Origin of the sequence: Alicyclobacillus sp. SO9 (assembly GCF_016406125.1) — a bacterium.
Taxonomy (GTDB): domain Bacteria; phylum Bacillota; class Bacilli; order Alicyclobacillales; family Alicyclobacillaceae; genus SO9.
Window position 1 is genome coordinate 3310667 of record NZ_CP066339.1, and the last position, 23003, is coordinate 3333669.

Annotated in this window: 22 protein-coding genes; 8 read left to right on the forward strand and 14 right to left on the reverse strand. The window is 49.3% G+C overall.

Annotated features, from left to right (window positions below):
* The first annotated feature begins 44 nt into the window (after positions 1–44).
* Positions 45–236, forward strand: a complete 192-nt coding sequence (locus GI364_RS15565; protein WP_198850166.1) for a hypothetical protein — start codon at positions 45–47, stop codon at positions 234–236.
* Between the two features lie 85 nt (positions 237–321).
* Here the strand turns inward: GI364_RS15565 and GI364_RS15570 are convergent, their stop codons facing one another.
* Together GI364_RS15570 and GI364_RS15575 are read right to left on the reverse strand one after the other, a co-directional pair.
* Positions 322–1488, reverse strand: coding sequence for an aminotransferase class V-fold PLP-dependent enzyme (locus tag GI364_RS15570; RefSeq protein WP_198850167.1), 1167 nt, complete (start codon positions 1486–1488; stop codon positions 322–324).
* 79 nt (positions 1489–1567) lie between these two features.
* Positions 1568–3061 carry a class I SAM-dependent methyltransferase gene (locus tag GI364_RS15575; RefSeq protein WP_198850168.1) on the reverse strand — a complete coding sequence of 498 codons (1494 nt, stop codon included), beginning with the start codon at positions 3059–3061 and terminating at the stop codon, positions 1568–1570.
* Between the two features lie 97 nt (positions 3062–3158).
* On the opposite strand from GI364_RS15575, the gene GI364_RS15580 reads away from it, so the two are divergent.
* Entirely contained in the window at positions 3159–3488 is a 330-nt protein-coding gene (locus GI364_RS15580) for a hypothetical protein (protein ID WP_198850169.1), read from the forward strand.
* 71 nt (positions 3489–3559) lie between these two features.
* On the opposite strand, the gene GI364_RS15585 is transcribed toward GI364_RS15580, so the two are convergent.
* Positions 3560–4102, reverse strand: a complete 543-nt coding sequence (locus GI364_RS15585; RefSeq protein WP_370541788.1) for a peptidylprolyl isomerase — start codon at positions 4100–4102, stop codon at positions 3560–3562.
* A 370-nt stretch (positions 4103–4472) separates the two neighbouring features.
* Here GI364_RS15585 and GI364_RS15590 point away from each other — a divergent pair, with 370 nt between their 5' ends.
* The 3 genes from GI364_RS15590 to glp all read left to right on the forward strand — a co-directional run bounded on the left by GI364_RS15590 (position 4473) and on the right by glp (position 7492).
* Entirely contained in the window at positions 4473–5168 is a 696-nt protein-coding gene (locus GI364_RS15590; protein WP_198850170.1) for a hypothetical protein, read from the forward strand.
* A 49-nt stretch (positions 5169–5217) separates the two neighbouring features.
* On the forward strand, positions 5218–6174 hold the full coding sequence (locus GI364_RS15595) for an aldo/keto reductase family protein (RefSeq protein ID WP_198850171.1): 957 nt from the start codon (positions 5218–5220) through the stop codon (positions 6172–6174).
* A gap of 106 nt (positions 6175–6280) precedes the next feature.
* The gene (gene glp / locus GI364_RS15600; protein WP_198850172.1) at positions 6281–7492 is read left to right on the forward strand and encodes a molybdopterin molybdotransferase MoeA; all 1212 of its coding nucleotides are present in this window, start codon (positions 6281–6283) and stop codon (positions 7490–7492) included.
* 307 nt (positions 7493–7799) lie between these two features.
* Here the strand turns inward: glp and GI364_RS15605 are convergent, their stop codons facing one another.
* The 10 genes from GI364_RS15605 to GI364_RS15650 form a co-directional block, all read right to left on the reverse strand.
* Complete coding sequence (locus GI364_RS15605; protein WP_198850173.1) at positions 7800–9026, reverse strand: DUF2705 family protein; 1227 nt, start codon at positions 9024–9026, stop codon at positions 7800–7802.
* The gene (locus tag GI364_RS15610; protein WP_233095819.1) at positions 9019–9969 is read right to left on the reverse strand and encodes an ABC transporter ATP-binding protein; all 951 of its coding nucleotides are present in this window, start codon (positions 9967–9969) and stop codon (positions 9019–9021) included. The genes GI364_RS15605 and GI364_RS15610 overlap by 8 nt, the downstream gene beginning before the upstream one ends.
* A gap of 126 nt (positions 9970–10095) precedes the next feature.
* Entirely contained in the window at positions 10096–11133 is a 1038-nt protein-coding gene (locus GI364_RS15615) for an ABC-2 transporter permease (RefSeq protein ID WP_198850175.1), read from the reverse strand.
* The gene (locus GI364_RS15620; protein ID WP_198850176.1) at positions 11114–12028 is read right to left on the reverse strand and encodes an ABC transporter ATP-binding protein; all 915 of its coding nucleotides are present in this window, start codon (positions 12026–12028) and stop codon (positions 11114–11116) included. The genes GI364_RS15615 and GI364_RS15620 overlap by 20 nt, the downstream gene beginning before the upstream one ends.
* Positions 12025–12423, reverse strand: coding sequence for a GntR family transcriptional regulator (locus GI364_RS15625; RefSeq protein WP_198850177.1), 399 nt, complete (start codon positions 12421–12423; stop codon positions 12025–12027). Before GI364_RS15625 ends, GI364_RS15620 begins: the two co-directional genes overlap by 4 nt.
* A 574-nt stretch (positions 12424–12997) precedes the next feature.
* Positions 12998–14665, reverse strand: coding sequence for an IS1182 family transposase (locus GI364_RS15630; RefSeq protein WP_198850178.1), 1668 nt, complete (start codon positions 14663–14665; stop codon positions 12998–13000).
* Between the two features lie 1100 nt (positions 14666–15765).
* Complete coding sequence (locus tag GI364_RS15635; RefSeq protein WP_198850179.1) at positions 15766–17256, reverse strand: phosphoenolpyruvate carboxykinase (ATP); 1491 nt, start codon at positions 17254–17256, stop codon at positions 15766–15768.
* 158 nt (positions 17257–17414) lie between these two features.
* A complete protein-coding gene (locus GI364_RS15640; protein ID WP_198850180.1) occupies positions 17415–18194 on the reverse strand; it encodes a YheC/YheD family protein in 780 nt (259 codons plus the stop codon).
* 71 nt (positions 18195–18265) lie between these two features.
* Positions 18266–18556: a hypothetical protein gene (locus GI364_RS15645; RefSeq protein ID WP_198850181.1), complete on the reverse strand. Its 291-nt coding sequence runs from the start codon at positions 18554–18556 to the stop codon at positions 18266–18268.
* A gap of 117 nt (positions 18557–18673) precedes the next feature.
* Positions 18674–18889 (reverse strand): hypothetical protein, encoded by a 216-nt coding sequence (locus GI364_RS15650; protein ID WP_198850182.1) that lies wholly within the window; start codon positions 18887–18889, stop codon positions 18674–18676.
* Between the two features lie 46 nt (positions 18890–18935).
* Here GI364_RS15650 and GI364_RS15655 point away from each other — a divergent pair, with 46 nt between their 5' ends.
* Positions 18936–19892, forward strand: a complete 957-nt coding sequence (locus GI364_RS15655) for an alpha/beta hydrolase (protein ID WP_233095820.1) — start codon at positions 18936–18938, stop codon at positions 19890–19892.
* A gap of 82 nt (positions 19893–19974) precedes the next feature.
* On the opposite strand, the gene GI364_RS15660 is transcribed toward GI364_RS15655, so the two are convergent.
* Positions 19975–20940, reverse strand: a complete 966-nt coding sequence (locus GI364_RS15660; RefSeq protein ID WP_198850183.1) for a nucleoside hydrolase — start codon at positions 20938–20940, stop codon at positions 19975–19977.
* A gap of 378 nt (positions 20941–21318) precedes the next feature.
* On the opposite strand from GI364_RS15660, the gene GI364_RS15665 reads away from it, so the two are divergent.
* Complete coding sequence (locus tag GI364_RS15665; RefSeq protein WP_198850184.1) at positions 21319–21756, forward strand: DUF309 domain-containing protein; 438 nt, start codon at positions 21319–21321, stop codon at positions 21754–21756.
* Positions 21757–22003: 247 nt separating this feature from the next.
* A complete protein-coding gene (gene galU / locus GI364_RS15670) occupies positions 22004–22891 on the forward strand; it encodes a UTP--glucose-1-phosphate uridylyltransferase GalU (RefSeq protein ID WP_198850185.1) in 888 nt (295 codons plus the stop codon).
* The last annotated feature ends 112 nt before the right edge of the window (positions 22892–23003 follow it).

Here is a 23003-nt window from a genome sequence, read left to right on the forward strand (position 1 = left end):
AGTCAGTGTGATGAACTGTCAACGCAGGCAATCGGCAGGAGGCGATGGCAATTCATCACACGGCGAGCGTTTTGCTCATTATCGCATTCGCTGCAGCGTTTGGCATGCAGTGGCTGCTCATGCGTCGGATGGGGAGAAGTTTAGAACAATCTCAGCGCGTGAGAGCGATGGAATATACCGACAGTACCACCGCGCAGCAGGAAACTCCCGACTCGGCGCAGAGAGAACAGCAGTAAGCTGTCAACCAGAGGTATGAGAAAAGGGAGCGGACTCTTAGCCGCTCCTGTGTCAGATGTGTTTGTGCGCAATTTTGTGCGCTAGCTATTGCCCGCGCGTATTCAGTTCCTGGATGAGTTTTACGACTCGCTCAATGTCTCCACTGTTGTTGTATACACCCATAGAGACTCGAACAGCGTCTACGGACGGAATCCAACCGAGATCAATCTGACGTGCCGTTGCCTCCCGAACGAATTTCTTTGCCACAGAGTTCGTCATTTGAAAACTAACAATGCCTGCCCGCGCTTCTCGCGGCGTCAGTACTTTCACACCGCTTAGATCCAGCAGAGAATCAATCAGCTCACCGGACAGTCCGTGGACATGTGTATAACTGTAATCAAATCCGACTGTGACGCGCATGAATTGCAGCGTTTTGAGAAAGGCCGTCCACTTTGGCAGGTCTGTAATACTTGAGTCAAAGCGCTGCGCATAGGAAGCCGGCAAGTAGTGTCCCGCGTCATCATAGGCCTGACTGTATGCCAGCAAAGAGCGATCCATATGGGTCAATTGCAGGCGGTCTATCCAAGAGTTGTCCATGTACAAAAATCCCGTACCGTCGGGGCCGCACAGCCACTTATGGCCTGAAACGGCATAAAAGTCCGGTTTCATAGCATCTAATGCAACTTCTTCAGCACCCGCAGCGTGACCGCCGTCCACAAAAACTGGAACGCCGTTACGAGAGGCGGCTTCAATGACCTGTTCCACCGGCAAACGGTGTCCCGTTGAATAGGAGACCTGCGGAAGCATGATAATTTTCGTCCTAGCGGTGAGGTGATTCGTTAATTCGCGAACCAGCGCATCGGCGGGTAACGTTCCGTCGATGTAGCGGAGTTTTACACCCCGCCTCTGTTTTTGAATGAAAGCCGGCAATAGTATGTCTTGGTGGTTCAGCCTAGTTAAAAGAATTTCATCGCCTTCCATTAAATCCAAGCCCCACAACACAGTACTAGCTGCCTGTGCTACGCCCGAAACAAGTGAAAATGACTGGGGGGATGCGGAAAATACATGGGATAGCTCCTGTCGAAGAGCAGAAGCTGTCTCCGCTAGCCCCGGCCGCTCACTGCTGCCCCTCCCTTGTTCCAATTGTAATTTCAAAATGTCTCCTACAGCTTCGACGGTTGCATCGGGGAGTGCACCTGAATTTCCCGTATTGAGGTACGTGATATAACGAACAGCCGGAAAATGCCGACGTAAATTCTCCACATGTGCCACGGGCGACCTCCTAGTCTATCTGTCCTATCTGCATTATACCTTAGTTTGAGAGTGGAACGCTGTCGGAAGATGTCGTGAATCACACTGGTTTTGCCCCCTGAATCATTACACCCGGCAACTCAATCATCCGCTCGCCAACTGGGTACTTGCGGCGCACATCTTGACCGCGCTGAATCAACTCTTCAATGACCGCTCTTCGGTCATCCCAAGGAAGTTCGTGCAACTCCTTCTGAAAGAAACTGACGCCGCGAACGATGTGTTGAACCACCACATCCGGGTTGTCGAAAACCCACGGGGAGGAATGGAGATCCAGCCGTACTTGCTCCAATCCTACTTCATGGAACCACGCCGGTATGTTCTCTGCACTAGGCATGTATGTTGTCCTGTTGTTCGCATTGAAATGCCCGCTGCTGTTTGCATTAAGATTGCCAGTCAATTCTAAAATGGGATGAAACCAGTCTTTAAAGAAGGGTTTGTTGACGTCAAAGTCATAGCCTTGGAAAACCGACACGATTCCGCCAGGGCGAACAACACGCATCATTTCGGAGATTGCTTTGTGCGGGTTCACAAAATGCAGAAAGAAACTGCCAATACACACATCAAATGTGTCATCAGGAAAGGGCAGCCGCTCTACGGATGCCAGTTCAAAAGAAACGGTGATTGGCGCCCCGTACTTCCTGTGCTTTTGTTGCGCCTGCTCCAGCATTCCGACAGAACTGTCTGTTGCAACCAAATGACCGCGGGTGGCAGCGTGCTGATACAGCCCGGCATCAAATGTCAGTGCTCCCGTTCCGCACGCAACCTCCAGCATGCTCTGTTCGGAGGGCAAATCCAGCCACTTAATATAGTCTGTTCGTGCCTGATCCATTTCAGGCCAGACGGTATGACTTAATTCATCCCAATCTTTTACCGCGTCAAACTGGTACACATAGGACAGATGAATACGCTTCTCGATGTAATTCGAATCGATAAGACACTGGTGTGCCCAACTGTACACACGCGTTCCACTCTTGGTAATTGCTAACACGCGTTCGCCGTCCCGGTGTTGAAGACGCAACACGCGCCGATACAATGCAATCGGCAAAATAATATCCAGATTTTCTGCAGGATATGGATAGTGGCGCACACCGATGAAGAAATCATATTCAGTCATTTCCTTATGGTACGCAAACGGTTGGAGCAAATCATGGCCCACCACGTAATAATACGTAACATACAAGACCTGAATCCCCACATGCTCTATCATCTCTTTAATATGAACAGAAGCGTTCTGCAAATCCAACTCCGAGGGCACCATTTGTCCCGTTCGTTCATGAGCAGCAACCATGGCGGTAGACAGTAACGTCTCGTAGAGGCACAACCGGGCAATGTGCAATGAATAGGGAAGTTCTCCAAGGTCCGCGAGGGCTTTCATCTGACCGTAGGTCTCATGCAAGCCTTGGGCCATTTCCCGCGCCCGATCCGTTACACTGCCTAATGCCGACTCAGATTGTGAATTTACCAGAAGCGGATCGATAAAGACTTGAAACTCCATTGTCGATTTTAGTCCACCCAGAAAATCTACGGGCTTCAAAGCAATCCCCCACACCACAGAAAATATCGTTGTTTTTCCTCTCCGGTTCTCCTATCATAGAAGGTAAAATTCCTTCAAAGAGAAAGGGAAGGTTTCTATGTATTTCAAGAAAAACTCACGCCTTCTCATCGAACTACCTGATTTCGCCACACCTTTTGAAAGGATGTCAAGTCTGCAACAAGAAGAGGTTCTTGTTGAGTGGGCTCGAATCAAGGCACAGATTCCAGATAAAATTAAGTATTTTGAAGACCAAATCCGAGACTTGCTGGACGACATCCATCACGAAGAAAATTGGGATGTTATCACAAACCACTTTCAGCAAATCACAGACTATGCCAGCAGAATTAACGAATTAAATCTCTGGTCCCGCGTCGATCCCGATTTACACCCCAACGCGCCTTCCCACTTCACTGACGGGGCCGTATAAGCCCCGTCCAACTCTACATATTCTTGTATACACATGTTCTTGTGAACACATGTATTGCTTCGAAGTTTGTTCTATTTCGGAGCTTTCAGGATTTCAACAGAGTTTATTTTGACCGTTTCCTCGGGTTTGCTCATTTCACCCATGGACGAACGTCCGACAGGCGTATTTTCCAACTTTTGCACCACATCCATACCCTTTGAGACCTTTCCAAACACGGTATAGTTTGGTTGTTGGTTGAGGTTTTTGGAGTGTTCTCCGGAGCATATAAAAAACTGTGATCCGTTCGTATTCGGCCCGGCATTCGCCATCGCTACAACACCAGGTTCATAGGGCACTACCGGCGGCAGTTCATCTTGAAACTGATATCCTGGGCCGCCCATGCCTGTACCCATAGGGTCTCCGGTTTGCACCATAAACCCCTTGATAATGCGATGAAAAATCACATCGTCAAAATACCCATCCTGAGCTAGAAAGACGAAGTTATTAACCGTAATCGGGGCATCTTCAGAAAATAAGTCGACCGTGAGGTCTCCCTTGTTCGTATGAATGACAGCTTGATAGGTCAGCCCTTGTTCAAGCTTCATTTCGGGTGCGTGCGGATAGTTCTTTGCCACAGTACTCCACCTTTCTCCCAACCCATCGCGGCGTCAAACTCTCAAAACATCCTGTTTGACAGTCTACTACGGCCAATCGGGATACCAATTTTCTACAATAAGCTTTTGCAGTAAAGGGTATCACAAGCACCAGAACAATTCCACCGGAGGGCATTCCTGCTATTTGACAAACTTTATAATACTGCCGACTGGTTCTATTGGCTGATAAAACTTGTACAGCTTCGAAAGCCTCTACTCGTTCAGATTTTGTTTGTCGAGAGTCTGACCATCCTGCTTCGAAAATCTAAGCTTCCTACGTCGAGAGTCTAACCACGCTGCTTCGAGGAAACACTGTCAAATAGAACATGACAATGCGAGAGGCGGTCTATTCATGAAACATTTGTTTCGCCTGCAAAATCCGTTTCAAGGCATACGGACAGACGCGTACAACACATATCAGGAGCCACCTGCTGAGCTCTTATACTTAGAGACAGAATGGATCCAAGGCAACCACTGCAGAAAACACCTGCGCAAAGTCTGTCAACAGTGGTATAAACCCGAGACCAAGTTACTCATGGAAGAACTAAATTTGATTCAGTGGCAAGTTATTGGAGGAGATCAACGGATTCAACCTTATCCCTCTGTTGTCTCCACCGTATGTGACGGAGTTGTCGTTGGCGTGCTGTCCGGTCGGCCGAACTACGTTCATAAGTACTTTTTTATTGAGGAACTCGCAGTACATCCGGGGTACAGTTCGAGCGCTGAGCGTAACTCGAGCGCTCATCCCAACTTGAACTCTCAGCCCACCTTGAACTCTCAGCCCACCTTGAACTCTCAGCCCACCTTGAGCTCTCAGCCCACCTTGAGCTCTCAGCCCACCCCGAGAAGTACTCCTACCTCAAGTTCTAATCCTCAGGAGAAGGTAGTTAGTACTCTGTTAGAGGCTGCAATAGATTACAGTATGGAGCTGGGATTTCGAGGATGGGTAGCTTGTGATACGGATATAAAATATCTGGAGGTCCTCCGGCTCAGCGGCTTTTACCCTCACGATTCATTTACTTTTCGTAAGATGGGATATTTTGCATAGGTTTTGCGTGAACTTCCGAGAGCGGTACAATAGTCTTGGAGGGGATACGATGAAATATCGAAGACTTGGAAAAAGCGGTGTTAGCGTATCTGAGTTGGCACTTGGCAGTTGGCTTACATACGGAACCGTGACAGAACGCAATCAATCTGTTGAATGTGTAAAGGAAGCTTACAATCAGGGTATCAACCACTTTGACTGTGCCAATGTGTACGGTTCTGAACCTCATGCGGCGGAAAAGGTCCTCGGAGAAGCACTGCGTCCCTATAGACGGGATAGTTACGTGCTGACAACGAAGGTGTTTGGTAAGGTCGGAGACGGTGTGAATGACAAAGGTCTCAGTCGAAAGCATATCTTCTCTCAAATTGATGAGAGCCTCAAATCATTGGGCGTCGATTATGTTGATATTCTTTACTGTCATCGATTTGACGAAGAAACCGATTTGGAAGAGACATTGAGAGCACTGGACGACTTGGTCGTACAAGGAAAAGTGTTGTACACAGGTATCAGCGAATGGCCTGTTCACCGAATTTCAGAAGCTGTCAGTTTACAGAAGGAGCTGCGCCTGCACAAACTGGCTGCAAGTCAACCAGTTTACAACCTGTTTAACCGTTACATTGAAGAAGCTGTCATACCGGTATGCGACGACGCGGGCATCGGTCAAGTGGTGTTCTCACCGTTGGCACAGGGGGTTCTTACAGGAAAATACCGACGTGGACAAGCACGTCCGGAGGGTTCAAGAGCAGCTACTGCGTCAGTCAGCCGCTTCGTTGAGCGTTACCTGGATGACGAGCACTTGTCCAAGGTGGAGAAACTGAAAGAGATTGCGGACGAGCTCTCAATTTCTCTCGCACAACTATCGTTGGCATGGGTGCTTCGTCAACCAAGTGTGAGCAGTGCCCTAATCGGTGCCAGTCGGCCGGAGCAGGTTAAGGAGAACGCTGCATCAGCGGCAATAACACTGGACAAAGACACGCTGAAAAAGATAGAAGAGATTGTCGACAAGTAATCGTTACACGCAGTGAGACCGCAGAGGTGCTTGATGCAATCCCTCTGAGTTGTCGCAATCGTCGCGTTGATTGCTGCCATGCTTGCTGCCGTATAGGAGGATACAAATGACAGTAAAAAACGTTGTCCTGTTTGACACTGCTTTTGATATGATAGCCGGCCTTGCGTCTGTCTTTCCGGTAGAGCAGCTAGCTGTTCAGGCAGCTCAAGGACGCGTTTTATCTGAGGATGTATTTGCCCGTGTCTCGCTGCCGCCATTTCACCGATCGATGATGGACGGTTTTGCAATCCGCACAACGGACCTTCACAGCCTTCCAACCAAGCTTCGGGTTACGGGCAAAACAGAGGCCGGGAACCCTGCACAGTTAGAGCTCGGTGAGGGCGAAGCTGTCCGAATCACCACGGGATCGGCAGTGCCAATAGGTGCAGATGCGATTGCCCGGTTCGAGTGGTGTGAGGCCGACAGTTCGTCTGTCACAGTTCTCCGGACCGTAAATCCGGGCGAGTCCATTCAGAAAACAGGCGAAGACAATCTTGAAGGTGCTTTACTGCTCCCTGCAGGTACAATGCTGCACGGTGAGCAAATGGCCCTGTGTCAAGGGTTCGGAGTAAGCACCGTGTCTGTGTATCGCCGTCCTCGGATAAGACTCATTATCACTGGCGACGAAGTAGCGCCGAATCCGGCGGCATCACTGCGCCCTAACCAGGTGTACAGCGTCAATGACATATTTCTAAGACAACATTTAATCGAAGACGGATGCGACGTGGGTAATCCAGCATTTATCGGCGACAATCCCGTCGAACTTCAGGACGCAATTCACGAAGCAGCCTCTGATGCAGACTACGTTATCTGTACAGGCGGCGTCTCTGTCGGTGACAGAGACTATTTGCCTACGGTACTGCAGGGGCTAGGTGCCGATATTCGGTTGCAAAAAATCATGATGCGTCCGGGATCACCCTTCATAGCGGCGAAATTGGGCAATGCGGGTATTTTCGCTCTATCCGGTAATCCTGCCGCGGCCTTTTCGCAATTTGAAGCACTTGTCCGTCCTGCTCTGCGGCGCGCGATGGGCCAGAACGATATACCGTTCCCAGATACTGCAGTCTTGGCGCATTCTGTTAGTCTGAAGCCAATTAAACCTGTTCGCGTCTTACGCGGGCGCGCATTTATCGAGAACGCCACCGTCAAGGTGGATGTAAATATGACCCAGTCGTCCGGGTCTATCAGCAGCTTTGCTGAGGCAAACTGTCTCGTGCGAATGGATTCAGGAAAGTTAGACTCCGGCTCCATTGTGCCGGTGCGTTGGTTCAGACACTAAGACTGACAGGTGACACAATGATAGGTGACAGGTGAGAGGTGACACCGCCAGGTTGCATATGGTTTGGCAGCTTTACGAGTGCCCCCTTCGTTCTACTTGTCGCTTGACCGGTATGTTTTACCAGGACCGGAGGTTCTCCTAAACAGTCTTAGGGAGGCAGTTGTCGGCTGCCTCCCTAAGACGTGTTACATCTCCTCTTTACGATTGTTCAACGTAACTCCTGTATAACAGCTATTGACTATTGGTACAAGAACTAGGGATCTTAGAACTAGTGACACCACACCGACCGACAACTGCACCAATAGTCCTATGCGTTCAAAACATCTTGACGCTTAAACTTGATAATTGACGCAACGATGGACACGACAATCCAAGCCAGAAGTATCAGCGTACCTGTTGCAAGTCCTACATTCATTTTCATTTGCGTCGAAGTGGAACCTGTCCAGTCCGCTCCAAGGTTAAAGTGAACGGGGAACCAAGCCACCATCCAGTGAGCATGTATCAACTCAATTGCGATATTTCCTAAAATCACAATCCCCAAGGCTACAGCTGTACTGGCCATAGAGGACTTAAACAATGTGCTCAGCAGAAATGTGACAGTGGTAATCGAAAGCATGGCAAACGTCACAAGTAATATGGATAACAGGGTGTATTGCCATGCGGGCAGCACCGATGCGTGGTCCAGCATAGGTGCACCAACTTGAAATCCGGGACCATGATGATTCGACACATGAATAAACTTGTAGTAAACGCCAACTACTTGCGGCAATAATGCCCCTTTGTTGCCTAACACTGCGATTCCGGCTCCCAACAACGCAAGCATCGTGAGAAAAGTCAGTACTGCAGATGCAAACAGGCTTACGAGCCACTTCCCAATAAGAATTTTAGTACGTGACACGGGACGGACCAACAATAGTTTGATTGTTCCCGATGTTGCCTCTCCAGAAACCATGTCAGCGGTTAAAATCACGACCATCAATGGAAGAAATATAGCCGTAGCAACTGTCATAAAGCTTTTCAGCGACTGATAGGGTGAGGACTGCCACGGCAATATGGGCTTAATGTTATGATTGACTTCATATTGCAGCGACATCAGTGTCAGCTTGGATTGCTGAAGTTGCAACAAGCTCTGGCCTGTGGGTGAAGACGAACCTCCAGATGCCGACTTAATTTGTGCCTTCGCGCTCTGAATCTGTTTGTTCACTGCAGGTTTCCAATTGCCAGCCGCTTCCGCTTTCTGCAACTTATACTCATTTTGCAGACTCGTCAGCTCCGACTGCTGTTGTTGAAGGTTCTGCTTTGTTTGCGCTGTTTGCGGCTGGTTCTTAATAGCCTTAATAGTGTTCTTCGTATTGGTAATCTGCTGGGCCGTATACGACGGAGTCTGGTATTTCTGCTTGTCTACCTGCTGCCTGTAGGTTCCGTAGGCGAACAGTGCTACAAGTAGAATGGCTAGTGCGGCAGCGACCCAGAGGCGTTTTCTACGTACCAACTTCATCCATTCATTCAGACTGACTCTCCAAATTTCACCCATGTGCTCGTCCCCCTGTTTCCGCCTGAAGATTCGTCTTAGAATCGTCCATTTCAGTCATTTGCAAGAAGGCCTCTTCCAAAGTGTCCCGAATAGGTTCAATGGAGAAAATATCTACATTTGCGCTGACCAGTGCTCGCACCAAACCAGGCACCTGAGAAGATTCAACAGACGCTCGCACGTGTCTGTCGTCATTGACTTGTGCAGTGACGCCCGCCCCTTTCAGTACTTCGAGTGACACGGACGCATCGCTCACTTCGAGACTGACACCTGATTGAACACCACTTACCAATTCATCCACGCGACGCTCTGCGATGATGCGGCCTTGCTTCAGCACAGCGACTCTGTCGCACATGAGTTGAATCTCACTAAGCAAGTGACTGGAAACAAACACACTCATGCCGCTGTCAGCCAGATTTCGCATCATTTCACGAAACTCACGCATCCCAGCCGGGTCGAGACCATTTGTAGGCTCGTCGAGCACAAGCAGTTTCGGGTTGGCCAACAGTGCCTGCGCTACCCCGAGGCGTTGACGCATCCCGAGGGAATAGCGCTTCACCTTATCATTCAGTCGCTCTCTCAAATTCACAATGTTCCCGACTTCTTCAATCCGCCGGGTTGGATCCTTAATGCCAGCCAATCGAGCATAATGGAGAAGATTCTGTCGTCCGGTCAAATAACTGTAAGTCTCCGGATTTTCCACAATGGCTCCAACCTGCGCCAACGCCTCACTGCGTTCTCTGTGAATATCGTGGCCCAGCACTTTGATGCTGCCTTGCGTTGGACTGGCCAATGCCATAATCATTCGAATGGTCGTCGTCTTCCCGGCACCGTTCGGGCCGAGGAACCCATAAATTTCACCTTCCTCTACGGTCATAGAGATGTCGTCAATAATCAGCCTTTTCCCAATTCGTTTCGATACATGGCTAAGTTCCAAAACAGCCACTAGTCGGCCCCCTCTCATACTTCCTAACCCTTAAGTTCTACAAGACACATGCTTAAAAATCGCACACCCAAAGAACGCTTATGTCATACAACCCATTTGCGCAATGTATTGCGCCATATATTGAAGTCAAGCCATTCGGTGTTTTCGTCGACGCCGTGTACGGAACCCAATGACGCCGAACAACAACAGTCCAATGACGCCTGCACTGAGAACAGAGAGCGGAACAAACAACGGATAGAAGGAGTGCCCAAATGCTCTAGACAATAAAGCCATTTCGACTGTGGCAAAAATACTTCCCAGCCCGGTGCTAATCCCGACAATCACCAGATACCACAGCTTTGGTAAAGTCAAAAGGCTGCTCAAATGTTCCGCCTCAATCCGTCTCATCAGAACCTGCGCCAACACGTAAAGCAATGGAATCATTACCATGTACAGGTACAAAAACGGATTTGAAAGCAGCAGGTTGTGTTTGAACATAGCCAAAGGGCTGAGGGAATCAATCCACTGGGTTGACCTCTGCACAGCCACATGAACCGGCTGTGAACTTGCTATGGTTGCTTCGTGGATATATCCTGAGAGAAAACTAGGAATTCCAAGAACCACGAAGGTGCCAATGAAGACGAGAATGGCGTTGGTCACACACAGCGCCGTTACAAAGGCTACTGCGTAGACAGTTCCCTGCACAGCCAGCATATAAATCCACCAGCGAACCACGTCTCCAAAACCTACGGGCGCCGGATTGAACACCGTAACTACACTGTTCCAAATGAGCAGGATTGTGTAGGTGCCATAGATCACACCCAATCCAAACAGGAATTTTGTTCTCAGCCACTGGCGGCGCTGAACTGGTGTAGACAAGATGTACCACAGCGATCCGCTGTTGCGCTCTCCAACCACAAGAATAATCGCGATGATGACAACCACTACAACGGCCGGCAATCCGGTTGTCGAACTCTTGGAAAATGTGCTAATCTCGCTGTTGAATTGATTCCAAAACATCCTTCCTGCATAGTTCTGGGCGCCTGGTACGGCCGTGTGCCGAGACCAATAGAGCAGTCCTCTGGCAACAGGCGACAGGCTGATTATCACAGCTGCCAGCACAGCCCTCCACCGGTGCTCACGCCATTCCTTGAACCACAGTGCTTTAGGAAAGTAGGATTCCATCTCGTACGTACCCCTCTTTCCGCATAACGTGTTCAAACAACTCCTCAAAGTCCACATGAACTGATTCGAGATATACCGCGCCGTCATTCCTCAGCCGATCCATTATCGCGTCTGCATCATTTTCGACCACCAAAGTAAACAGGTGTCCGCTGGATGTAATCTCCACCACTGCAGGATTCTCTCGCACCCACTCAGGCAGGTCGTTTGGCATAACCACCTGAATTTGCTTTATCGCCTGGCGCAAGTCCTCCAAAGCACCGCTTAGCAAGAGGCGTCCTTTGTACATGAATGCAACGTGATCGACCATGCGAGCCACTTCATTCAACTGATGGGTGGACATCAGCACAGTCGTGCCAGCGCCTGCAGCTTCCTGAACAATCAGCTGCAAGAACTGCTTTTTGACAACGGGATCGAGCCCCGTGGTCGGCTCATCCAAAAGCAACACATCCGGTCTCGAAGACAGGGCGATACAGACCCGCAGCTGCATCAGCATACCTGTGGACAATTCACCAACTTTACGGTGAACAGGCAACTGCAAGACGTCAATCAGCGTCTTCGCACGTCCTGCATCCCAGCGTTGATAGAGCAGACTGGTGTAACGCAACAAATCGTTGACCGTGAAGTTCTTGAAAAAACGACCGTCAGGACCGACATAGTGGATCCGTTGACGAAGCTCGGCCGCTTCCTTTGCCATCGGCTCCCCAAACAGATACACGGTACCGGCATCAGGTCTCAGAAGTCCGAGAAAGATTCGGAGTAAGGTTGTCTTTCCGGCGCCATTGGCTCCTACGATGCCGTAGATCGTACCTTGCTGAACGCTCAGTGACACCTCATCCAAAGCCAGATGTCCCGCAAAAGTCTTACTTACCGATTTGGCTTCCACAATTGGATTCATGCGTGTTCACCCCTACCTTCTCGCAACCGTCGTACTACTTGGCGCAGCATCTCTTCTACCTCATCCTCGCTCATCTGCAGGTGGTGCGCCTCAACCAAAATGCGCTCAAGTTCTCTCTCCAGTTCGTTTTTTCTCTCATTGACATCGGCAGGTACTTTGCTCGCGGCAATGAACGTACCTCTGCCTCGCCAGACTTCAATCACCCCAGCCCGTTCAAGCTCCTGGTATGCCTTCGCAACTGTGTTGTGATTTAGCGTCAATTCCATTGAAAGCTCACGGACTGCAGGAAGCTTGTCGCCCGGCTGCAAGATGCCTTTTGCGACAGCAGACTTCACACCGTCTACCACCTGTTGATACATGGGTTGAGGAGACCTAGGGTCTACATGTAACCACATCACCGTCACATCCTATCCGCATGTACCGCATGTATCACCTATACCACCTGTCCCGCGAGTATGTATTGAGTCTCTTACCCGCGAGCCTCTGCATTCCACACCATGTACCGCGAGTACCATGCAGATGCAGCACGCATCCCGTATCCCGCAGAGGGACCGAGCTACATCAACTACCGCGGACATATGCAATGCTTTCTGCAGAGAATCATCTCTACCTCGGGTACGGTGATATGTACCACGCGTCCCGCGTGTACCAGTTTAACCGGTACACATAGGATAATATGACGCGAATAAGACTTTGTCAAGTCCCAATCAAGGCCTTGTCGGGCGGGGCGTAGGGCGGGGCGTGACTATAGAGATCCCTCAGGCGCTTATTCGCTGGAATTACCGCTCCCGACAGCCAATAAGCTCCTCCCAGAGACAGTCTATTAACAGGAGCTGTAAGGCTCCTGTTTTCCTTCGTTAGGGAATTTTTTCAAAGGAATTGGATGCAAATGGTATATTTTTGGTTGTCAGTAACAGAAATCGTGGGATTTCCACTGTCAATCCCTCCATTTTTTACTCTCGCTTTCTTCTAAGAGCAGACGGGGGCCTCTAACGGTTTACAACGTTCCACCAGGGTCTTTACCATGACTTTGACGTTGACGACCATGGACGTAATTTTGACGTCAATTCGCAATTTCTTTCGGCCACGGGTTCGCGGTCTTTCGAGCCCGTGGTGGCGTTTCATCTCGTTATTGGTGCGCTCAATTTCGTACCGAGCTCGTAACGCCTCTTGCCCTTGCGCGCTCGCATTATACTTCTTTGCCTCTTGCAGCAATGCCCAATAGTCACTTACAAATACAGTGCGACCTTTGGCATGGTCGGTACACTGCCCACGTAGAGAACATTGTCCACAAACTTGTTCGGCAAATCCATATTGCGAACCCTTAGATTTCTTAATGTGAGTCCTGCGAACCGATCTCTGCCCTTCAGGACACACGACCACGTCATCTTCCGGTAAATATGTGAAGTCCTCCGTTCGAAATGCCTTGCCAGAAGGGTTGGTGACTTTAGTCAATGGTGCGGTCAGATGAATGTGTAACCCGTTGACAAGTTTATCGCGATTCTCCCCGCTTCCGTAAGCTGCGTCTGCCACCACTTCCTTGGGGCGTTTGTCGAACTGCTCCACGACCGTCTTCACCACGTTTTCCAGTGTAACCCCATCCGCTTCATTACCAGGGATCGGCTCTGCATTGAGGACTAAGTGAGAGCTTGCAGATTCCACTACTTGCGTCTTGTCACCCAGAAACGCCAGCTTCTTGGATTTGTGCCCTATACGTACCTCTGGGTCATGGGCACTGACTACGCGGTCGGCGGGTTTCTCCTTTTGACCCAGTTCAGCGTATTGAAAGCCTCTATTCTGTGGTCCAGTGCTGTCAGATGAACCGGATGAGTCCTCATCCTGTTCCTTTGAGTCCACATTTTCACGCAAAATGCGCAGCAGCACCTCGCATTGTTGCTCTGCCGTCTCCTGTTCACTGGGGTCTTCCCATTTTGTAACCCCCTCGTCAGCCTCTGTGCGTTTCATCCATGCCACCAATCCAAACCCTAAAACGCATAGGTTACTGAAGGCGAGATTCCTTTCAGTCCCCCGAACATCACGTTTGAGCTTGCGGAAGAACACCCCCACATCCATGTCTGCTTTCAGTTGTGCATAATGTGCTGGGCTCCTACGTTTCAGGTGACGTACAAGCTTTTGGGCAGCCTGTTGAATAAGCTCGTATGTACTTGGCGCGGCAACATTGGCATAGGTGTGGAACGCATCCACCAACCAACGGTCATCGTCTTGGCCCCACATACCGTGGTTTAGGGCTTGAGCAAGGATGTTCATATGACAGGCATGAAATATGTCCGCCCCAAGTCGACTCCTGTCTAATGCAATTGTGCTATGGTCAAATTTGGCGAGCGAAACCGGAACACCCAAGAATCGCTTGATAAAGATGTCACCGACGATCTTTAATTCCATCTCTCGGTCGGAAATATTGTAGTATCGCTGTATGAGATGGATTTTCAGTTTCAACGACGGGGCGTAGGGGTGCTGGCCGAGCGGCGAGTACAAAGGAGCACACAGCTTATTTGCGAAGGAAAAGTCAATGTGTTTCGCCACCATATCCCAGAATGGGTGAGGTGGTATCGCCGAGTACACCATTAGGTCTTCGAAGGAAGCCTGCTCAAAGTTCTTGTACTTAACCCCGCTCATATCTCCAACTCCCGCTTGTTTTTTGATAATTCAATTATACACGAAAACAAGCGAATTATGGATAAATATCAAGATATAACGAGTTAAATTCAAAAATTGGAGACTCTTATCCTATCTAGTTCATCGACAGTCTCTCCCAGGCCTCTATTCCCCGCTTGGCCACCACATATCGGCTGGCTGACAGGTAATAGAGATCCCTCAGGCGCTTATTCGCAGGAATTACCGCTCCCGGCAGCCAATAAGCTCCTCCCAGGCCTCTATTCCCCGCTCCCCGCCACATATCGGCAAGCTGACAGGCAATAGAGATCCCTCAGGCGCTTATTCGCTGGAATTTCGGCTCCCAACAGCCAATAAGCTCCTCCCAGGCCTCTATTCTCCACTTGGCCACCACATATCGGCAGGCTGACAGGCAATAGAGATCCCTCAGGCGCTTATTCGCTGGAATTACCGCTCCCGACAGCCAATAAGCTCCTCCTAGGCCTCTATTCCCCGCTCCCCGCCACATATCGGCAGGCTGACAGGCAATAGAGATCCCTCAGGCGCTTATTCGCTGGAATTACCGCTCCCGACAGCCAATAAGCTCCTCCCAGGCCTCTATTCCCCGCTTGGCCACCACATATCGGCTGGCTGACAGGTAATAGAGATCCCTCAGGCGCTTATTCGCTGGAATTACCGCTCTCGGCAGCCAATAAGCTCCTCCCAGGCCTCTATTCTCCGCTTCGCCACCACATATCGGCAGGCTGACAGGTAATAGAGATCCCTCAGGCGCTTATTCGCTGGAATTTTGGCTCCCGACAGCCAATAAGCTCCTCCCAGGCCTCTATTCCCCGCTCCCCGCCACATATCGACGGCACCCACACGTGCGTATCCGCGCCACATCTTAACCGGCAATGCTCTGCCGTGAACCTGTGAGCCTTGTCCCGCAACGGCCGCATCCTGACACACTGCTGCACAGCCGCGTCCCGCACAAAAAGGGCCGCCGGAACCGTCTCCACAATTGGGTACAGGTATCGGGCAGCCACATTCGTGTATCTCGTGTATCTCGTGTATCTCGTGTATCTCGTGTATCTCAAGGGGCTCACTCAAACTGGTCGGTGCAGTTACAATACCGGCGCAGCCTCGAAGCCTCGTAACGTCAGTTCAAAAGACTTCACGAGTTCAGCACGCTTTCTTTGATATTCGTCCACATCCTTAAATCCGAGTTCAGGTCGGAGGTATTGCGTAGGGATGCCAGCAATGGAAACAGGGACATTCAAGGACAATTCGCCATCGCGAATTGTGTCTACTTCGTTCAGTTCGCCCGAGAGGATTCGGTTTACTAATTCACGCGTCAGTTGTAACGGCATCCTCTTGGTATTGCCGTAGCCGCCGCCAACCCATCCTGTGCTGAGCAGGTATACGGGGACATCGTGCTCGTCAATGCGATCCATGAGCATATTTGCGTAACGCACAGGGACATCGGTCAAAAACGGAGCAGCAAAACACGCAGAAAAAGTCGATTCTGGATGTATCACTCCGCGCTCTGTTCCAGCGAGCTTACTTGTGTAACCGAGAAGATAGTGTTTTCGGGCGTCCTCTGGGTTCAATCGCGAGACCGCTGGTAAAACTCCAGAAGCGTCTGCTGACAAGAAGATAATGGATGTCGGATGCCCGGCGTATGCCTTCTCTTCTCGATTTGGTATATGTGTAAGAGGATAAGCCGTTCGAGTATTTTCAGTTAATGTTCTATCTGAATAGTCCGGGTTTCTGTCTTTGTCATACCTTACATTTTCCAGAACTGCACCGAACTTAATTGCTCTATAAATCTCCGGTTCCTTGTCCTCCGACAAATCAATGGTTTTGGCATAACACCCGTTCTCCATGTTAAACACGCCTTCTGCACCCCAGCCGTGTTCATCATCTCCAATAAGTTTACGCTTGGGATCGGTCGAAAGTGTAGTTTTGCCTGTTCCAGACAATCCGAAAAACAACGCTACATCCCCGCGTTCGCCCAGTGAGGCAGAACAATGCATCGGCATCACGTCCTGCTCAGCAAGATGGTGATGCATCAAGGTAAAAATCGATTTTTTCAGTTCGCCTGCATATTCGGTGCCGCCAATGAGAACTATCTTTCTGGCTGTGTGAACCACAATAAAAGTAGACGATCTCGTTCCATCTTCCTCAGGATCTGCCTCAAACGACGGAGCACTGTATACGGTATACGTAGGTTTCGATTCAGGCGTTCCATGAAGAAAGAGGCGCTGAACAAATAGGTTGTGCCAGGCGTATTGTGTGTAGAAGCGTACCGGAACGCGGTACTTTTCATCCTGATTCACGGCTCCGTCAAAGACATAGCCGCCCGTTCGATTGAGATGATGCTGCACTTTTTCAAATAAATTATCAAATTGAGAATCAGACAACCACTGATGCTCATCCCTTGGCAGAGGGCAGCCTTCATAATCGACAAAGTACTTGTCCTTAGGGGAGCGTCCTGTAAACTTCCCCGTTTCCGCAGCAAAGGCTCCGTTAGAGAGCAAGACTCCTTCTTGGTTTCTAACCGCTTCTTCTACTAGTTCAACCGGCGTTAAACGCTGCCACTGTTTCTGGTTCACAACACCACTCCTCAATAAAAGGTCGTACACAAAGCTAATTATGACACACTAAACAAGCTCTGTGTACGACATTTTTACCGAGGTAATTTTCAATTGTGTGACATTATACAGCAAGATACACGAGTTAGAGAGTATTTTTTTCGCCTTTGTCTACTGTTTCAAGTCACACTCCGCTTCTTCACATACTTTTGGTATCTTCCCCATTTTAATTGGATTTGGCGATACAATGCCTTATTTGAATTCAATTTTGCAAACAGCCTATGGCTTGGACCCGTGTTTTCCTCAAGCAGCCACAGTCTCCCACCTTTGTCGATAGCCCAATCAAACCCAATTTCCCGGTAGGGCTGATATGTGTCGAAATGGCGAGCTCCGACAAGTGAAAGTCTAATCAGCCGTTTACGGACTGTCTCCACCTCATCGTGACTCCAGCCCAGGCTTTGTTTCAATGCAGGCTCAAGCTCCATGACTCTCCCCTTGCTCAGCGCAACATTCGTAACAACACTGGCCGGTCCAGCCACTTTGGCAAGCATTCCGGAATAAGTCCATTCTCCCCCCGGCTTTGTTTTTTGAACCATAACACGAATATCAAAAGCTCGGCCCTTGATGCTGGCCAAGTTGATTCCCTGTTGTACAATATAACCCTTACCGTTGCGAAGCTTATCGACATAAGCTGCTGCAGCCGCGGCAGAAGAAAACACCTTTGTCTTCCTCACCGTGTGCTTCACGTAAAATGCTCCTTGACGTTTCCAGGCTTTGATGACACCGATACCCTGACTTCCGCCGGACGGTTTTACATAAACGGTACTGTATTTACTCATAAAGGATGCAAATGAACTTGGAGTGTAACGAGCTGTTGCAGGCAAATATGAACGCAGCGTTTTTGAACGTGAGAAGAGTCTCCATAGCAGCAATTTTCCCAGTTCGGGTTTACGTGCCATGCAGGAACACCCCCTGTCCGTGCCAGCGTATTCAAACAGGGGGGAAAGTGGATAGGTGAATTCCACGAAGTCTATAAATTTTTTACTCGATGGAGTTCTCCTGCTAAAGCAATACAAAAATCCTCAAACTCTTTCCCGGGCTGTTCCAGCTCTGTTTTTGCAAATGTATGCAACCACGGACCTCCCCGAAAAGGGGCCACGTTGTGCGGAGCCACTCGGATTTGGTAGAGCTCTTCCGCTTCATCTTCCACTCTCCGGACAACACGAACGAGTACATTCGCATCCTCAGTCTGGATCGGGCTCTTTGTGAATGCAATATCTGCCAATGGAAATAGGCTGTGAAGCCACGTCCATTCTCCCATTTTCTCGCCCCCTTCTTCTCTGTTACAATCCAGCATCTGATTTACCCTAAGCAACATCGGTTACCTTATGATTCCCGCGCAATCCGATGAACTTTCCTCATCAGCGGCCAGCACAAGTCAGCCTCCGGCACAAGCAACGTCTCTTTCTAATGGTCTGAGAAGGAATTTTTCGACAACAGTCGAACTATGATCCATTATTCTGATATTAAGTTCATATTTATTAAGTTGATATTCGAGCAGGTCCAGCAAGTTCGTTTCAACTAAGTTCGTTTCAATTAAGTCTGGCAAGTTCATTTCAACGGAGTTCATTTCAACTGAGTTCATTTGAGCCACGTTCATATCACCTAAACTCATTTCAGCAAGAAGGGAGCTACCAAGGTTGCTTCAGACCCGAACCCACCTCTCATTCCGTACACCGCGCAGGAGAAGAAAGCGCATTCTTAAAGGCATTATTTGGGGTGCCATTGTACTTGTCCTTTTATTTTTATTCGTAACTGGCGGCATTTCCTACTACGTAGGCTGGCACCTGACTCACCCGGCCCGAAAACCAATTACAAAAACACCAGCTATATACCAGTTAAAGTACCAGTCCATTCATTTTCCGTCACGCGTTGACCATCTCAATCTTTCAGGTTGGCTTATCCCTGCGGGTTCCGCGCAATCAAAGAAAATCGTGATTGAAGCGCACGGCTATCGTGAGAATCGTTCCGCTGACAAACCTGCACTCCCTGTAGCCAATGCATTGCATAAAGCTGGCTACGCAGTTCTGATGTTTGACTTCCGAGATGAAGGAAAATCCCCCGGTCATGAAGTCTCTGTTGGACTGTATGAGCAGAGAGACCTGCTTGGCGCTGTCGATTATGCCAAGAAACTGGGATATCGACACATTGGTATCATCGGCTATTCAATGGGGGCCGTCACGGCGTTAGAAGTAGCTTCTCGCGACCAATCCGTTCAGGCTGTCGTCGCCGATAGTCCATTCGCAAATTTCTACCAGTACCTGAAAATTAATATGCCGGTGTGGACTCACCTTCCCAACTGGCCGTTCACTTCTGAAATTCTGTGGGAAATGCCGATATTCACGCACATCAATCCGCACCTCGTGGATCCAGAGAAGGACGTACGGCACTTTGGACAACGTCCTGTTATGTTTATTGCCGGAACTGCAGATCATCTGATACCTATGAGTAACAGTAAGACACTCTACAAAGAACTTGGCACCGATAAGCATGCCAGCTTGTGGATTGTTCCTGGAGCCAAGCACGTCGGTGCTTACACCGTGGAACCCAAGCCATATCTGACCAAAGTCACACAGTTCTTTAATGACTATTTATGACTTGCTTTAGCGCTCAAGTGAGCTTGATTGATGTCTTGCGCCGCCTTCTTCAAAAGCGCATTCGAAGCATTTTTTGAAGCATTTACAGTATTCCCAGTCGCTCTCTCATTGCTTCCAGGAAATCATGTGCACGTACGTCAGTGCAGACACGGACGTTGGCGTCGGCAGATGCCTTGGCTCGAGCATCGACTACTGTCATGCCGGCCGTAATTCTGCCGTCCGTCTCAACGTCAACGGGATATAATGGTGCTTCAAACCACTCGGGGTGTTCAACCATGGCTACGGCCATAGGATCATGCAATGGACACCACGCGTCTTCAACACCTTCTCCCTCATACGCTCCAATGTAGAAGCGCAGAGCCTGTTTCAATAAAGGACCATACGCTGTATCTTCGGAGATTCGTTCAATCTCCGATAGAAACAGGCGCGCCTTTAGGGTCACGTCCAGCCCCACCATCGACAGTGGTACCCCTGACTGAAAAACAAGTTTGGCCGCCTCAGGATCGCCCCAAATATTCGCTTCTGCAACAGGAGTTACATTGCCTGGACAAAAGGCGGCTCCTCCCATAAACACAACTTCCTTTATCTCAGAGGATAATTCGGGATTCTCCACAATTGCCCGTGCCAAGTTCGTCATCCGAGCTACAGGAATGATTGTGACCTCACCTGGATGTGCATGCACCGTTTCCTTGATGAAAGTCACCGCATCAACGGATTCACTGCGCAGACTTAACTCGGGAAGGGGTGCATCACCAAGTCCATTTTCCCCGTGAATCCAAGGTACCGGTCCACTCCATTTTCTTGCCACAGGGGACTCTGCACCACGGTAAACTGGAACTGTACCATTAATGAGTTGGACCACCGCTAATGTATTTTCAGTGGCTGTGTCCACGTCTACATTTCCAAAACAGGTTGTAATGCCGAGCACCTCAAGATTAGGTGATTTCAGCGCATATAGGATTGCCAGAGCATCGTCAATACCTGTATCTACGTCAAGAATAACTTTCTTTCTGTTCCCCATGATTGTTTTCGCTTGTTCCTCTTCCATTGTTGCACTCCTTCCTGTTCCACCTTCCATGGGATGAATTCTCCCGCTCTATCTCCTGCTATAGAAATGACGTTCACAAGAGTGACGTTTCAGAGTCATAAGTAAGACCGTTCCGCTGGGAAGCGCGTGCGTGCGTACCCATTACAAGTGTGTATTGCTGCTGCACAGACTCGTAAGAGGCAGCAAACCAACGCATTGTCCAATATACCAAAGGATGTGGGCAGATGAAACCACGCTTCGTGTTTCCTTCCCAAGGAAGCTGACGTCTCGGACTGCAAAACTCATAAAAGTGAGCTATACTGTGACTGTACGTGACCTGTTAAACCGAAGAAGCTTTGACTGAAGCGGCTTCGACTGAAAAAGGAGGACTGCAACGCATTGGAATCGCGGTTACTCTCCTTTCTCTACCACTTTAATGTTACACAAGATTACTTTGAATGCCACGAATACCTTGAGTCCTTGTGGCTGGACAGTGGTCGTCCGGAAATCATGAAAGGACTCATTCAAGCTGCGGTATCGCTGTATCACCTTTACAACGGGAATGTGAGAGGGGCACTCCGCATGTATCAACGAGGTCGTCCTCGCTTGGTAGACGCGTTCCCTGATTACGAACACATAGACGTAACAAAACTAGTGTCAGACTTGGATGCTCTGTTTGAATGTGTTCCACAAGCGTTTAAGGGGAAGACTGTCACACCAAGGCGCATTCGTGAACTCGCCCTTCCAAGCGTCTTCATCTCTTTTACGGATTCGGAAACTTCTCAGTTGGTAACTTCTTGGATTCCGGAATCGCTTGAGGAAGGTAACGAGTTGTAAGAGAGGCCTGTGCAGCTCCCCTGTTCTGGTGGTACTGGAAAATGCTATAATAATAGCTCGAGGCTTTGTTGAGCGTTATGCGTCAGATGTGTGGACGCTGTGTCAGTGTGCAGGAATCCACTTTGGTGTGTCGAATTTAGTCTCGGATGTCGAATTTCGTAGTCGTGTGTTGTATCTCATGAGGCTCCCGTGGCTTCGTTGTGTTTTAAATTACGTCGCTTTGCGGCGTGAATCGGGGTGACTCTAATTGGGGAAAGTGCGTAAAGCTGTAATTCCAGCTGCTGGTTTTGGAACACGCATGCTTCCAGCCACTAAAGCTGTACCAAAAGAAATGCTTCCGATTTTAAACAAACCTTGCATTCAGTACATCGTTGAGGAAGCTGTATACGCTGGAATTGAGGAAATCTTGATTATTACAGGCAGGGCCAAAAAGGCAATTGAAGACCATTTTGACCGTTCGCCAGAACTCGAACTTCATCTGGAACAGAGTCGTAAGTCATCGATGCTGACTGAAGTGAAAGCCATTTCCGATCTCGTTGATATCCATTACGTTCGCCAGAAAACGCCGCTTGGACTAGGTCACGCCATCTTGTGTGCCCGATCCTTCGTGGGCAGCGATCCGTTCGCCGTACTCCTAGGCGACGATATAATTCAATCTTCCGTTCCCGTCACTCAGCAATTGATGAATGAATACCAGGATACGGAGTCTGTCATGCTCGGTGTACAACATGTTCCAAACGAAGATGTGTCAAAGTACGGGATTGTCCAACCAGGAACACCAGTGACAGGAAGTGCAATCATTCCTGTACAAAATGTTATTGAAAAACCCGAGGCACAGAGTGCACCGTCTAATTTAGCGGTACTTGGAAGATACATTCTTCCCCCAAGTATTTTTGAGGAACTGGAACAAATTCCGCTCGGACACGGCGGCGAACTCCAACTGACAGATGCAATTCAGCGCTTGGCAACGAAGGGCAAGGTTAACGGCTATCAATTCGAAGGAGTCCGGCATGATATTGGCAACCTTGAGGGGTGGCTTCGGGCAAACATGTCCTTCGCGATGGAGCACCCTACCCTGTCTTCGTCGTTGATGTCGCAATTGAATACTCCAACGGCAAAAAAGAACCTAATATAGCATCAACATATGGCCACAGGCGTTCCTGTGGCCATAGCGTTTGCCTGAGATTCGAGTTTAAACTGCTGCGCTGTGCGGTTGTTAGCTGTTTAGATACAATCCGTGAAATGAA